At 62.0% G+C, this 14,810-nt stretch carries 12 protein-coding genes; 4 read left to right on the top strand and 8 right to left on the bottom strand.

Going from position 1 to position 14,810, the window contains the following annotated elements:
* Positions 1-13: 13 nt before the first annotated feature.
* Positions 14-1,561 (bottom strand): ABC transporter ATP-binding protein, encoded by a 1,548-nt coding sequence (locus PCO31010_RS00060; protein ID WP_150662445.1) that lies wholly within the window; start codon positions 1,559-1,561, stop codon positions 14-16.
* A 239-nt stretch (positions 1,562-1,800) separates the two neighbouring features.
* On the opposite strand from PCO31010_RS00060, the gene PCO31010_RS00055 reads away from it, so the two are divergent.
* Positions 1,801-2,739: a LysR substrate-binding domain-containing protein gene (locus PCO31010_RS00055; RefSeq protein ID WP_039398644.1), complete on the top strand. Its 939-nt coding sequence runs from the start codon at positions 1,801-1,803 to the stop codon at positions 2,737-2,739.
* Positions 2,740-2,954: 215 nt separating this feature from the next.
* Here PCO31010_RS00055 and PCO31010_RS00050 read toward each other — a convergent pair whose 3' ends face one another.
* Positions 2,955-4,313, bottom strand: a complete 1,359-nt coding sequence (locus tag PCO31010_RS00050) for an 8-oxoguanine deaminase (RefSeq protein WP_150662444.1) — start codon at positions 4,311-4,313, stop codon at positions 2,955-2,957.
* A complete protein-coding gene (locus tag PCO31010_RS00045) occupies positions 4,313-5,686 on the bottom strand; it encodes a nucleobase:cation symporter-2 family protein (RefSeq protein WP_039398648.1) in 1,374 nt (457 codons plus the stop codon). The genes PCO31010_RS00050 and PCO31010_RS00045 overlap by 1 nt, the downstream gene beginning before the upstream one ends.
* 437 nt (positions 5,687-6,123) lie before the next feature.
* Between PCO31010_RS00045 and uraH the strand changes: the two genes are divergently transcribed.
* The 3 genes from uraH (at position 6,124) to PCO31010_RS00030 (ending at position 9,538) form a co-directional block, all read left to right on the top strand.
* Positions 6,124-6,474, top strand: coding sequence for a hydroxyisourate hydrolase (gene uraH / locus PCO31010_RS00040; protein WP_039398651.1), 351 nt, complete (start codon positions 6,124-6,126; stop codon positions 6,472-6,474).
* Positions 6,475-6,514: 40 nt separating this feature from the next.
* Complete coding sequence (locus tag PCO31010_RS00035; RefSeq protein WP_150662443.1) at positions 6,515-7,720, top strand: urate hydroxylase PuuD; 1,206 nt, start codon at positions 6,515-6,517, stop codon at positions 7,718-7,720.
* A gap of 447 nt (positions 7,721-8,167) precedes the next feature.
* Positions 8,168-9,538: an MATE family efflux transporter gene (locus tag PCO31010_RS00030; RefSeq protein WP_150662442.1), complete on the top strand. Its 1,371-nt coding sequence runs from the start codon at positions 8,168-8,170 to the stop codon at positions 9,536-9,538.
* Between the two features lie 54 nt (positions 9,539-9,592).
* Here the strand turns inward: PCO31010_RS00030 and PCO31010_RS00025 are convergent, their stop codons facing one another.
* The 5 genes from PCO31010_RS00025 to PCO31010_RS00005 form a co-directional block, all read right to left on the bottom strand.
* Entirely contained in the window at positions 9,593-10,441 is an 849-nt protein-coding gene (locus PCO31010_RS00025) for a proteasome-type protease (protein ID WP_150662441.1), read from the bottom strand.
* Positions 10,442-10,497: 56 nt separating this feature from the next.
* A complete protein-coding gene (locus PCO31010_RS00020; protein ID WP_150662440.1) occupies positions 10,498-11,298 on the bottom strand; it encodes a transglutaminase family protein in 801 nt (266 codons plus the stop codon).
* Positions 11,299-11,302: 4 nt separating this feature from the next.
* Entirely contained in the window at positions 11,303-12,301 is a 999-nt protein-coding gene (locus PCO31010_RS00015) for an alpha-E domain-containing protein (RefSeq protein WP_150662439.1), read from the bottom strand.
* 22 nt (positions 12,302-12,323) lie between these two features.
* A complete protein-coding gene (locus tag PCO31010_RS00010) occupies positions 12,324-13,748 on the bottom strand; it encodes a circularly permuted type 2 ATP-grasp protein (protein WP_174984114.1) in 1,425 nt (474 codons plus the stop codon).
* A gap of 579 nt (positions 13,749-14,327) precedes the next feature.
* A partial coding sequence (locus PCO31010_RS00005; protein ID WP_150662438.1) for an ureidoglycolate lyase occupies positions 14,328-14,810 on the bottom strand: 483 nt, incomplete at its 5' end.

Here is a 14,810-nt window from a genome sequence, read left to right as displayed (position 1 = left end):
CCGTGTTTGCCCGTCAGGCCGCCACTGTGGTGCGTTCTCCCGGACCACCGGGGAACATCCCCGCCATCCACAGGCCGATCTCACGCGCGTCGGTCTGCTCGGGCTTACGCACGGGCGACAAACGTCCCTGCGCCAGCACGGTAATCCGGTCGCAAATCTCGAACAGCTCGTCGAGCTCTTCGGACAGCACCAGCACGGCCACGCCACGCGCCGATAAGTCCAGCAATTGCTGACGGATGAAGGCCGCAGCCCCGACATCCACGCCCCACGTCGGTTGCGCCACCACGAGCACCCGTGGCTCCTGCAAAATCTCGCGTCCGACGATGAACTTCTGCAAATTGCCGCCCGAGAGGCTTTGCGCGGCAGCGTCCGGGCCACCGGCCTTCACGTTGAAGCGCTCGATGCACAGCGTGGCGAACTTACGCAACGTGCCTCGACGAATCCATCCCCCGCGAAGCAAGCCCAGATGCGCCGTGCCCGACGCGCCCAGCAAGGCGTTATCCATGAGCGACATGCTCGGCACTGCGCCGCGCCCCAGACGCTCCTCCGGGACGAAGGCGAGTCCGAGCCTTCGCCGCGTGGCCGCGCCCATGCGACCGACCGCACGGTCGTGCAGTGCAATGGCCTCCGCTTGCGGCGCGCGAGCCTCGCCCGAGAGCGCTGCGAGCAGTTCGGCCTGCCCGTTGCCAGACACACCCGCGATCCCCACGATTTCGCCCGCATGCACGTCGAGATTGACGTCATGCAGCGAGGTCCCGAACGGATCTTCGCTCGCCATCGAAAGGTTCTTGAGAGACAGCAGCACGTCGCCCGGCTGATGCGCACGACGCTCGATCTGCGGCAACGCACGTCCGATCATCATCTGCGCCAGCGTCTCGGCGGTTTCCTCACGCGGCACGGCGTGCCCGGAGACGCGCCCACCACGCAACACGGTCGCGCGGTCGCAAAGATCGCGAATTTCGTCGAGCTTGTGACTGATATAGACGATGCTGCATCCCTCGGCGGCGAGGCGGCGCAACGTCGTGAAGAGTTTCTGGACGGCCTGGGGCGTGAGCACCGAGGTCGGTTCGTCCATGATGAGCAGACGTGGGTTCTGCAACAGGCAGCGCACGATCTCCACGCGCTGACGCTCGCCGACGGACAAGCTGTGCACGTGGCGCACCGGATCGACCTCAAGCCCGTACTGGGTCGAGACCTCGCGGATGCGTTTGGCCAGCGCTTTGAGGTCGCGGCCTGCGTCGTCGAGCGCAAGAGAAATATTCTCCGCGACGGTGAGCGTCTCGAACAATGAGAAGTGCTGGAAGACCATGCCAATGCCGAGCTTGCGTGCCGCGGCCGGGCTGTCGATGCGAACCGGTTGGCCTTCCCACAGGATTTCCCCGGCGTCGGGACGTACGGCGCCGTAGATGATCTTCATCAACGTGCTTTTACCTGCACCGTTCTCACCCAGTACAGCGTGGATCTCGCCGGGTAATACGCTCAACGCGATGTCGTCGTTGGCCACCACGCTCGGGTAGCGTTTGGTGATGCCGGTCAGCGCCAGACGTGGCGTCGATTGCATGGAAAGGGTCACTGGCGGAGTCTGACTGAGTCTGAGTTCGGGGCTTGGGCGGTCCGAAAATACCCAATTCGCGGTGAAATGTCGAGTCTGTGTCATTAACAGGGACATCTAAGGCCACCTTACGAACGACGGGCGTCTTGTGATAGGGACTTTCCGCTATAGAGGCCCCTCACCTTGTCCTTCATAATGATTTACTTATGCACTACAGGGTCCGACATATCCGGATCGTTATATTCCTCATGAGCCAAAACCGCGAACCGATTGACACCTATTTGCTGCGCGTTCTCCATACCCTGTTGATCGAGCGCAGCGTGACGCGTGCGGCCGTCAAACTGAATCAGTCGCAACCGGCGATCAGCGCTGCGCTGCGCCGGTTGCGCGACATTACTGGCGATCCGCTGCTGGTTCGCGGCAAATCGGGCATGGTGCCGACCGAATACGGTCAGTCGTTGCTGGAGCCGACGCAAAACGCATTGCGCGAAATCGAGCGCATTACGGTGCAGCAATCGAATTTCGACCCGGCCACGACGGTGCGCACGTTCCGCATCGGCTCGCCCGACTATCTGAATACGCTGTTCGTGCCGACGGTTGTCGAGCGCTTCCGCCAGCAAGCCCCCAACGCGCAACTGGAGCTGCACTCGCTCGGCCCCGCCTTCGACTACGAACATGCGCTCGAAGACGGCAAGGTGGATATCGTCATCGGCAACTGGCCGGAACCGCCCGAGCAGCTTCACCTCTCTAATCTGTTCGTCGACCAGATCGTGTGTCTGGTCCGTAATACGCATCCGTACGCCAAGCGCGGGCTCACGCTGGAGCAATACCTCGGCAGCCCGCACCTCGCGCCGACGCCCTACTCCGTCGCTCAGCGCGGTGCGATCGACATGCACCTCGCGCGCGAGCGTCTGAAGCGAAATGTGGTCGTCACGATTCCGTACTTCAATCTGGCGCCGTACGTTCTGCTGAAATCCGATCTGATTTTCACGACGACGCGCCTGTTTGCCGACCACTACGCGGAGTTCCTGCCGCTCACGGTGCTGGAGACGCCCATCGATTTCCCGCCGATGCAGTACTACCAGTTGTGGCACGAGCGCACGCACTACTCGGACGAGGTGCGCTGGCTGCGCAGTGTGATTTCCGACGCAACGCGCACCCTGCTGGAATCGCGTACGCCGTCCTGATATCGAGTCAATCAAAGGGGCTGTGCCGTTTTTACCGACGGAGCGGCCCCCACCGCCCCGCCGAACCGCACGGCAGCGTTCCCCATGCACGGGAACGCCACCCCGACTTCCCGCTTGCCCATCGCCACGCCGGAACCGGCTCACCCGAATCTGCCGATTGGGGTGAGCAGTCCCGCGACCTCACACCATGAATGTGCGGCCGGTGTGGCAACGCCTTATCGGGAAGCCTCGGCCAGTTGCCGCGCCAGCGCGTTGTGACGCGTGACGAGCGACGGCAGGTCGAGCGTCGTCAGACGCCCTTCGCGCACCACCACCCGTCCGTTCACCACGCTGTACGCGGCTTGTCCAGGATTACAGAAGACGAGCGCCGCCACGGGGTCGTGCAGACCGCCCGCCATGCCGACGCCACGTGTATCGAACGCGACGAAATCCGCCGCCATGCCCGCCGCGAGCACGCCGATGTCGTCGCGACCCAGCACGCGTGCGCCGCCGACCGTCGCGATCTCCAGCGCGTCGCGCGCCGTCATCGCGCTCGGGCCGAATCCGACCCGTTGCAGCAGCAGCGCCTGACGCGCTTCGTTGATCATGCTCGCCGCATCGTTGGACGCTGAGCCGTCCACACCGAGCCCGACGGGCACACCGGCGTCGCGCATCCGGCGAATCGGGGCGATACCTGACGCGAGCCGCATGTTCGAGCACGGGCAATGCGCCACGCCGGTGCCGGTTTTCGCGAAGAGCGCGATACCCGCGTCGTCGAGCTGAACACAGTGGGCGTGCCAGACATCGTGACCGACCCAGCCAAGATCCTGCGCGTACTCCGCTGGCGTCATGCCAAACTTCTCGCGGCTGTAGGCAATGTCGTTGACGTTCTCGGCCAGATGGGTGTGCAACGACACGCCGTAGTGGCGCGCCATCGTGGCCGACTCGCGCATCAGGTCACGACTTACCGAGAACGGTGAGCAAGGGGCGACGACCACGCGCAGCATCGCGTAACGGCCTTCGTCGTGGTACGTCTCGATGAGACGCTGCGTGTCTTTGAGAATGTCGTCTTCACGCTCGACCACACGGTCGGGCGGCAGTCCGCCCTGACTCTGGCCAACGCTCATGCTGCCCCGGCTCGCGTGGAAGCGCATGCCGATCTCGGCGGCGGCTTCGATGCTGTCGTCGAGCTTGCAGCCGTTCGGGTAGATATAGAGATGGTCGCTCGACGTGGTGCAGCCCGAGAGCAGCAGTTCGGCCATCGCCGTCTTCGTAGAGACGCGAATCATCTCCGGCGTGAGGTTGGCCCACACCGGATAGAGGTTCGTCAGCCAGTTGAACAGCTCGCCGTCTTGCGCGGCCGGGATGGCCCGCGTGAGGCTCTGGTACATGTGGTGGTGCGTGTTGACCAGCCCCGGAATGACGACGTGCCCCGTCAGATCGAGCACCTCGTCGGCACTCGCCGGCAGCGTATCGCTGGTGCCGACGGCCACGATCCGGTTGTCTTCGATGTACAGCCCGCCGCGCGCGATTTCGCGGCGACCGGCGTCCATCGTGACCAGCACTTCGGCATTCTTGACGAGCAACGTTTTCATCAATGCGCCTCCAGGCCCATACCCGATCCGTTCTTCTCGCCGTGGCCGTTGCCGTGCGTCACCGGCGCTTTGAAGCCGTTGAAGTAGGCGTTCAGGATCACGGCGGACAGCGTAGCGAGCAGAATCCCGCTATGCAGCAACGGCGCGAGCTGTTCCGGCATCTTCGCAAAGAACTTGTTCGACGCGACCGGAATCATCGCCATACCGATGCTGATAGCTACGATATACAGGTTGTAGCGGTTATGCGAGTAGTCGACCTTGGACAGGATCTTGATGCCCGTGGCGAGCACCATGCCGAACATCACGACGCCCGCGCCGCCCAGCACGAACTGGGGAATGGACGCCACGACGACCGACATCTTCGGAATCAGGCCGAACACGAGCAGGATGACGCCAGCCGAGGCACACACCCAGCGGCTCTTAACGCCCGTTACGCCAACGAGACCGATGTTCTGCGAGAACGAGGTATGCGGGAAGGTGTTGAACAGTCCGCCGATGACAGTGGCGACGCCATCGACACGCAAACCAGCGACCAGCGCCTTCTCATCCACCGGCTTGCCGACGATCTCGCCCAGCGCGAGGAACATGCCCGTCGACTCGATGAACGTAATCAGAATCACGATGGTGAGCGTCACAATGGCCCACGGATCGAACACCGGCATGCCGAAGTGGAACGGCAGCACGACGTCGAACCATTTCACCTGATCGAGACCGTCGAAATTCACTTTGTGCAGCAACAGTGCAATGCCGAATCCGAAAAGGATGCCGAGCAGCACGGCGATGTTCGAGAAGAAGCCCTTCACGAAGCGCGTGATCAGCAAGATGAAGATGAGCACCGCAAATGACACACCGAGGTAGACGGGGTCGCCGTAGTCGGGGTTGCCTACACCGCCAGCCGCCCAGTTGATGCCCACGCCGATGATGGTCAGACCGATGGACGTAATGACGATGCCGGTCACGATCGGCGGGAAGAAGCGCAGCAGCTTGCCGACGAGCGGCGCGATCAGCGTGCCGATGATGCCGGAGGCAATGGTCGCCCCGAAGATACCGGGCAAGCCTAGCGAGGGGTTCGTGCCGATGGCGAGCATCGGCCCGACGGCAGCAAATGTGACCGCCATGATGACGGGCATACGGATACCGAAGCGGCCCACACCGACGCTTTGAATCAGCGTGGCGATGCCGCAGCACATCAGATCGGCGGAGATCAGAAACGCAATCTGATCTTTGGGCAGGCCCAGCGCGCCGCCGATGATAAGCGGCACGGCGACCGCGCCCGCATACATCACCAGAACGTGTTGCAGGCCCAGCATGAACAATTTTCCGATCGGCAGTCGTTCATCGACCGGATCCACGGTATTGGTTGTCACACTCATTGCGTCTCCGTCCCTCGGGGGGCTGTTTAATGTCTATTTTTAGGGTGACTCAATGGTGCAGGTCGACGCACTTTGCGGCAAGACCATCGGAGGCTATAGTGTTTTTTTCATGGAACGTATGCATGAATGCTTATCTTGCGTCTCGGGTTTTCCCCAAGCATGCACGTAACCATTGGGCTTCCCGGGCGATCCGTCTCCTGTCGCGATAACGGCTCATACGTAACGCGTTATGCGCTGGATAACAAAATCCAATAGTCCTCCAAAAAATCCCAATTCCGGTGCACGCGGCGTACGCTTCAGACGTCGGGATGCCCTATTGAAGCGCGTCATCTTTTTATCCTGCATAACGGGGTATGTGCGCGTTTTTATCTTTGGTATTGCGCGCGTTGCCGGGCCGCCATCTCCCTACAATGCACCCATCCATCACAGGAGACATCATGGGACGACTGACTACCCACGTACTAGATACATCGCACGGCAAGCCAGGCGCGGGCATCCGTGTCGAGCTGTGGCGCGTGGACGGCGAGCGCCGTTCGCTGCGCGACGTGCAGACGAATGCCGACGGCCGCTGCGACAAGCCGCTGCTTGAAGGTGAGGAATTCGCCGCAGGCGAATACGAGCTGGTGTTCCACGCGGGCGATTATTTCGCCGCACAGGGCGTGGAAGTGCCGTCGCCGCGCTTCGTGGATCGCGTGGTGCTGCGTTTTGGCATCGCGGAGCCTTCCCAGCATTACCACGTGCCCCTTCTGGTGTCGCCGTGGAGCTTTTCAACGTATCGCGGTAGCTAAATCGCGAACGTGAACGTCAGGCAGTTGAGGAGAACATAAGATGGAAGCGTTTATTACCGACTGGGTCAATCTGTTGCTGCGCTGGCTGCATGTGGTGGCGGCCATTGCCTGGATTGGCGAGTCGTTCTATTTCGTGATGCTGGACAATGGTCTGAAGCCGCCCAAAGCGGCCGAGGACAAGCAGAAAGGCGTGTTCGGCGAAATGTGGTCGGTGCACGGCGGCGGTTTTTACCACGCCCAGAAGTATCTGAATTCGCCGCCGCAGATGCCGGAAGATCTGCACTGGTCGAAGTGGAAGTCGTACACGACGTGGCTCTCGGGCTTCGCCCTGTTCTGCGTGCTGTACCTGCTGCAACCGCAGACGTATCTGATCGACAAGAACGTGATGGATCTGCAACCGGGGCAGGCCGTGGGCCTCGCGGTCGCGTTCCTGATCGGCGGCTGGTTCGTCTATGACTTCCTGTGCCGCATTCTGGGCAAGAACGATCGTCTGCTGGGCATCGGTGTGGCCCTGTTCGTGGTGGCCGCAACGTATGCCACGACGCACATCTTCGCCGGTCGCGCCGCCTTCCTGATCGTTGGCGCAATGATGGCCACGTCGATGTCGGCGAACGTGTTCTTCTGGATCATTCCGGGCCAGCGCAAGAGCGTGGACGCGCTCTCGAAGGGCGAAGTCCCGAACCCGATCTGGGGCAAGCTCGGCAAGCAACGTTCGGTGCACAACACGTACTTCACGCTGCCGGTCGTGTTCATCATGATCAGCAACCACTACGCGTTCACGTACAGCAATCCGTACAACTGGGTGATCCTCACGATCATCATGGCCGCAGGCGCAATGATTCGTCAGTTCTTCGTGCTGCGTCACGCAGGCAAGAATCTGTACGCGTTGCCGGTTGCCGGTGCTGCACTCCTCGCCGGTGTTGCCGTGTTTGCCGCCCCGCGCCCCGCCCCGGCACCTGCCGCCGGCGCGCACGGTGAGGCCGCTGCCCCGGCCGTGAAGCTCTCGGAGATTCAGCCGATCCTGACGCAGCGTTGCGCCACCTGTCACTCGGCCAAGCCGACGATGATGGGCAGCGCTCCGGCCGGCGTGATGTTCGATACGCCCGCCGAGATCTCGCAGAACGCACAACGCATTTATCAGCAATCGGTCGCGCTCAAGTCGATGCCCCTGGGCAACGTGACGCAAATGACCGATGAAGAGCGCCAGAAGATTGCCGCGTGGTTTAACGGCGGCGCACAACAATAACGGCAATACCGTCTTTCTTGCTGGACCCATGTTGGGGCGCTTCGGCGCCCCTTTTTTTCATCGTGACATTCCCATGATGTTAGCCGTCGCTTGACGTCGCTTGTCCTCAAGCGCGGGAACTTCGGTGTGACACCGCTTGTCTGTCATACGCGCCCGGCTTTCCGGGCCGAACGATAAACATCATGAATTTCCTCCTCTTCTGTTCCTCCCGGCAAGGCGTCGTCTGGGTGCATCTGCACCAGGCGATGTTCCCTCCGTCCGTCTGACTGCCTCGCTGACGTCCACCCGCCCGGGTGTCACGCAGCGGGGCGGAGCGCTTACGCCATCGCTTGCGCGTGAGCGACAACCCTCTCCATCCCGAAGTCTCTGAAGTTCTGAAGCCTTTGATGTGCAAGCCACGGTGAGCCGCGTCCCGACACGACGCGGTGCGAAGTCATCGGGGGGACCATGTCTCTTTCCACGTCTACCAATCATTGCAATCATTCGCAGGGCGCCAGGACGTCCCTGCTCAAGGAATTTACGTCTCTCGCGATTCCAACGATCCTCTCCGGCTGGGTCTACACGATCTACACGCTGATCGACGGAATCTTCATCGGCCGCTACGTCGGCCAACAAGCGCTGGCCGCGCTGAACCTCGTGGTGCCGTTGCTCTATGTACCGTACGCGGTCAGCGTGATGGTGGGCGTCGGGGGTGCAACGCTCATCGCCCGTCTGTTGGGTGAGCAGCGCCATACCGAGGCGCGTCGCGCGTTCTCGCAGGTGCTATGGGTGATGCTCGTCTCGGGTGTTGTAATGAGTGCTGCGGTGCTCATCTTCAAGCATGAGATCGCTGCCGCCCTGGGTGCGCAAGGCGCAATCACGGCGGATGTCGTCGCCTATCTGTCCGGCTGGGGCTGGTTCGTACTGTTTGCCAATGGTCTCTACGCGATGGAGTTGTTCCTGCGCGTGGAAGGGGCACCCGCCGCCCGTTTCGGTTTGTATGCGATGTTCATGGGCGCACTCGCGAACGTGGCGCTCGACTATTGGTTCATCGCCGTTCGTGAGATGGGGATGCACGGTGCCGCACTGGCCACCGGGCTGTCGATGATGGTGTCGAGCAGCGTGATGTTCGCGTATCACCTCTTCCTGGCGAAGCGAGTGGTGCCCGCCCGTCGCGCCTTCGGTGGCGGCGAAACACACGTGTGGCGTGCGATGTACAACGGCGCGTCGGAGTTCCTCGGCGCGATCGCACCAGCGGTGACGGTGTTCGTCTTCAACCGCGTGATTCTGGTGAGCTTTGGTGAACCGGGGCTGGCCGCTTACGCCATCCTCGAATACATGACGCTCGGCGCCACGGTGACGATGGTCGCCCTCGTGCAGAGCATGCAGCCGATGATCAGCTTTTATCGCGGCGCACAGAATGCGAAGGCGCTTCAGGGGTCGTTCCGTCTGGGCGTGATTGCGGTGATGGGATTCTCGCTGCTGGTCGCGGTGGCGATGGCGACGCTGGCTCGTCCGCTGACGTTCCTCTTCCTGCCCGCCGGTGGCGACGCCTGGTCGATTCTGGAACACGCCGTCATCTGGTACGCGCTGGCGTTTCTGCCTGCGGCAGGCAATCTGATCGTGGCGGGCTATCTGACGGCGGTCGAAGCACCCGGCCCGTCGGCAGCCATTGCGATGCTGCGCAGCTGGATTCTGCTGCTGGGTATTCTCTGGCTGCTCGACGCACTCTTCGGCGGCGGCGCGATCTGGTACACGCTACTCGCCACGGAAGCGGCAACGCTCGCCGTCAGTGCATGGCTGTATCGGAAGCAGCACCGCAGTCTCGGGTTGGCGTGATCGCTGCGCAGATGCGCGTCGTGCAAAGGCCGACGCGCGTCTGCGCATTGAGCATCAGGACGGTATCTTGAGCGATACGGTCTGCGCGAGCGACTGAACGCTCCCCGGCTCATCTGCACCGGGCATGCCTTCGGGTGGCTCGGCCCGCGGCGGCAGTGACGCGGGCACGCTGGCCACGCTGGACGTCGCCCATTGCGGCTCAGGCAGTTCGTCGAACACCTGACGCAGACGCGAGCCCCACGTGTCGTGGATCATCTTGTAGTAGACGTTCTCGTCGTCGAGCGACGCGAAACGCGTCACGCGCAAACTATCTTCTTCGTAGACGAGCAGATCCAGCGGCAATCCGACGGAGACGTTCGAGCGCAGCGTGGAGTCCATTGAGATGAGGGCACATTTCGCGCCGTCGTCGAGCGACGTCGCGGGCGTGACCAGCCGGTCGATGATGGGCTTGCCGTATTTCGACTCGCCGATCTGGAAGTACGGATTGACGGAGGACGCCTCGATGAAGTTGCCCGCCGAGTACAACTGGAACAGACGGCTACGCGCACCGGCGATTTGCCCGCCCAGCAGGAAGCTGCAATTGAAGTCGACGCCGAACGCTTCGAGCGACTTGGCGTCACGGGTATAGACGTCGCGAATGGCCTGCCCGACGACACGCGCGACGTCGCTCATGGTCTTCGCGGTCCACAGCGTTTCGGTGTCTCGCGCTTCGACCAGTTGCTGACGCACCGCCTGCGTCAACGCGAGATTCCCCGCCGAGAGCAGCACGATGACGCGTTCGCCCGGACGCTCGAAGACGAGCATCTTGCGGAATGTGCTCACATGATCGACGCCCGCGTTTGTGCGGGTGTCGGAAAGAAAGACCAGCCCGGCATCGAGCTTCATGGCCACGCAATACGTCATGTCGTTCCTGTCTTGCCGTGCAAGGCGCGCTGCCTCGCTACGTTGAAAAGCTATTGTTATTGATCGATTGGTGCCGTATCGACACTGACCGATACGTGCAACTTCTCGGTCGCACCGCCGCTGCGCATTCCTCTGACGGGTGCCGCAGATTCGTAATCGCGTCCCACCGCCAGACGGCAGTAGTTGCCGCTGGCGAAGCAGGCATGGGTGACGTCGATGCTGACCCACCCTGCCCCCTCGACCCACACGTCGACCCAGGCATGGCTGGCCGCGTGCGGCACGTCGCCCGGATCGATGTACCCGCTGACGTAGCGCGCAGGCACGCCTCGCGCACGGCAGACGGCCAGCATGAGGTGGGCGTGGTCCTGACAGACGCCGCGTCCCAGTGCGAGCGCCTGTGCGGCGGTGCTGGTCACGGCGGTGATCCCCGACTCGTAATCGACCTGCTCGCAAATGGATGCCGCCAACGCCAGCAACTCACCCGGCGTGGCAACCCCGGCATCGCCCGCCAGTGCGTCGATGCCGTCGCTGCGCCCCGTCAACGGCGTAGGGCTGGCGAAGCATAACACTGGTACGGCGTGGCTCGTTTCCCCGAGCCTGCCGTCATTGAGCGGCGTCGTTTCGACCTCGCCTTCGGCCAGCAGATGGATCTCATCGTGCGGTTGATGCAGCACGAGCGTATGCATGTCGTTGCCAAAGGCGTCACGCGCGGGCGTGAGCTTGCCCGGCGCGCTCAGTCGCCATTGCACGATGCGCTGCACTTCCGACGCACTCGGCGTGAGCCGAAGCTGCTGGATGGTGTAGCGCACCGGCGTATCGTAGCGGTAGGTGGTTTCGTGTCGGATGGTCAGGCGCATGGCATCAGGCGGCGAGCGGGATCAGGAAGGTCTGACTGATCTTGTTGCCGAGCACGGAAACTCGCTCGAGGAATTCGGTCAGCACAGGGTGTAAGCCTTGCTGTCGAATTTGCTGGATGTCGGTGTATTTGAGTTCGGACTGAAGTTTGCCTGCATAGCGTTCGACGTCGCCGGACTGGGCATTGGAGAGCGTGGCGAGGTTCTCGCACACGCCGGTGAGCGATGCGAGCAATGAGCGCGGCATGTGTGCGTTGAGCATGAGCAGCTCGACCACACGCTCGGGTGTAATAACGTCGCGGTACACCTTCCGGTAGATCTCGAAACCGGAAACACTGCGCAGCACGGCCGACCAGTAGTAGAAGTCGGTCGGATGCGACGCATCCGGCCCTGCCTTGTCGGCACGCACCGCCTCGTGGAAACGGACGTCGAGAATGCGGGCGGTGTTGTCGGCACGCTCAAGGAACAGGCCGAGCCGGGTGAAGTAGAACGCGTCGTCCTGAAACAAGGTGCCGAAGCTCACGCCACGCGAGAGGTGCGAGCGCACTTTGACCCATTCGAACAGGTGCGCAGGGTCGCGCTCAAGCAGATCGAGGATGCGCGGGAAATCCAGCCAGGTACTGTTGACGGTCTCCCACAGTTCGGTCGTGAGTGTGCCGCGCACAGCACGGGCGTTCTCCCGCGCAGCGGCCAGACAGCAGGCGATGCTCGACGGGTTCTCGGGGTCGCGCACCACGAAGTCGAGCACGTTGGCTCGCGTCGCCCGCCCGTGTTTGCGGTTGAACGCAGGCTCCAGCTCGGAGATGCGCAAGGTAGCGCGCCAGCCCGCTTCATTGTCGATGCCACCGGCGAGGACTTGCGTCATGTCGGTGTCGTCTTCGTCGTCGACGGCATCTTGCGGAAGCAGGAGGTTTTGCAGGTTGACGTCGAGCAGGCGAGCAGTGTTTTCAGCCCGCTCCATATAGCGGGCCATCCAGAACAAGTGGTCGGCGGTACGGCTGAGCATGATCTCTTCCCGATAATTTCGCTTACTTTTCCAATACCCAGGTGTCCTTCGTTCCCCCGCCCTGCGAGGAGTTGACGACCAGCGAACCCTCCGTGAGCGCTACGCGCGTCAGACCACCCGGCACCATGGTCACGCCCTTGCCCGAGGACAACACGAACGGCCGCAAGTCGATGTGTCGCGGCGCGATACCGGCTTCTACAAACGTCGGGCATGCGGAGAGTGCCAGCGTGGGTTGCGCGATATAGCCGTCGGGTTTCGCGATAAGCCGCTGGCGGAAGGCTTCGATTTCAGCCTTGGTGGACGCCGGACCGACGAGCATGCCGTAGCCGCCCGCACCATGAACCTCCTTGACGACTAGCTCACCGAGGTTGTCGAGGGTGTACGCAAGGTCGTCGGGCCGACGGCACTGGTAGGTCGGCACGTTGTTCAGTATCGGCTTCTCTCCGAGGTAGAACTCGATCATGTCCGGGACGAACGGGTAGATGGATTTGTCGTCGGCGACACCCGTACCGATGGCATTGGCCAGCGTCACGCGTCCCGCACGATAGACGCTCAGCAACCCCGGCACGCCGAGCGTCGAGTCGGCACGGAAGGCCAATGGATCAAGGAAGTCGTCGTCAATGCGACGATAGATGACGTCGACACGCTTCGGACCATTGGTCGTGCGCATGTAGACGAGGTTGTCCTCGACGAACAGATCCTGCCCTTCGACCAGCTCGATACCCATCTGCTGCGCCAGGAACGCATGCTCGAAGTAAGCGGAGTTGTAGATGCCAGGCGTCATGACGACGACGGTCGGATCGTCCACGCCGATCGGCGCTACGGCGCGCAGGCTGTCGAGCAACAAGTCCGGGTAATGCTCCACCGGTGCGATGCGATTGCGTGCGAACAACTCCGGGAACAACCGCATCATCATCTTGCGATTCTCCAGCATGTACGACACGCCGGATGGCACCCGTAGGTTGTCCTCCAAGACGTAGAAGACGCCGTCGTCTCCCGTTCCCGCTCTGACGACATCGACGCCCGCAATGTGCGAGTAGATGTCGCCAGGAACGTCCACGCCCTGCATCTCCGGACGGTACTGCGCATTCTTCAACACCTGATCGGCCGGGATCACCCCCGCGCGCAGGATGTTCTGGTCATGGTAGACATCGTGAATGAACTTGTTGAGCGCCTCGACTCGCTGACGCAATCCCGTCTGCAAGGTCTGCCACTCATGCGCAGGAATGATCCGAGGGATCAGATCGAACGGAATCAAACGCTCCGTGCCCGCCTCGTTCCCATACACAGCAAAGGTAATCCCGACGCGCCTGAACGCCAGATCGGCCTCGGCTCGCTTATGGTGCAAGACATCGTCTGGCTGACACTTTAGCCAGTCGTCAAACCGACGGTAGTGCGAACGCGTCGCACCCGTGATGCTCGCCATCTCGTTATAGCTCTCGACCATACGCTTCTCCGCAGATTGCTGTGTCGAGATCGAGCAATATCCATGCCCGAGCTGTTTTTCCGCCCTTTTTCTATCCTTTTCCAACCTTTTAACGCTCTGCGCACGCTTTCGGTGCGCCCGCCCTCCTGCTCCACCTCCCTCGCACCAGATCGGTGTTTCGAAGTATAGGAGTTGGGTTTCGACTCAGACTGTTGTGTTTACCCCCGGCCCCTAAAACCTTCCCCCTAACGGACCGGGGCCCCTTTCCGCCGCTCAGACATAAACCCAACTCGCTGCAGAAAGGCGCCCCGGTCCGTCTCCCTCATTGCACCCAGTGCCTCAACCGACACCGCCCGCTTCCCGCTTCCTTTCTCGACGCCACCAGTCCCGTCGACACCGCTCTTCTCCAGCGTAGTCGCGACGCCACAACCGCCCCGCACGTGCTCCGCAACTGCTGCGCGACGGCCGTGTCGTCGCCCACACGTTTCCTGTCCCTCTACTCGCCTCACCACTTTCCTCGGCGCCTCACTCCGCTTTCTTTGGCCCAATAAAAAACGCCGAGCATCGCCCGGCGTCTTTTTGTCCCACTGACTTCATTCTTCACGCAGCCTTCTGCGCTCCCTGCACCGCATCCAACTCAGCCCGCGTCAGCAAATACACTCCCGGCAAGTCCAGCTCATCGCAGTTGTGTCCCTCTCCACCCCGGTCCACCACCACGAAGTCGCTCACCTCATCCAACGCCAACAACGGGTGATGCCACACGCCCTTCGCATAGTTCACACCCTGCCAGCCATCCGAGACGAACGCACGCATCTTGCTCACGTCCAATTCGCCCGCCGGAGCTACAACCACCAGATACGGCGTCGTCTTCAACGGAATGAACGCCTGACTGCCCAACGGGTGACGCTCCAACATCTTCACCTCGTACGGCAACTGTCTCGGCTGTCCACGGAAGACGTTCACCAACGTGCGCCCACCCTCCGGGCCCAGATCCACCGTCGCCAAATCATGGAATCGCTCAGTCGTCCCGCCATTGATCGCGAAATGCTTCGCACCCTCCAACTCGATCACATCGCCGAACGG

Origin of the sequence: Pandoraea commovens, from assembly GCF_902459615.1 — a bacterium.
Taxonomy (GTDB): domain Bacteria; phylum Pseudomonadota; class Gammaproteobacteria; order Burkholderiales; family Burkholderiaceae; genus Pandoraea; species Pandoraea commovens.
This window is presented reverse-complemented; position numbering and strand designations above follow the sequence as displayed.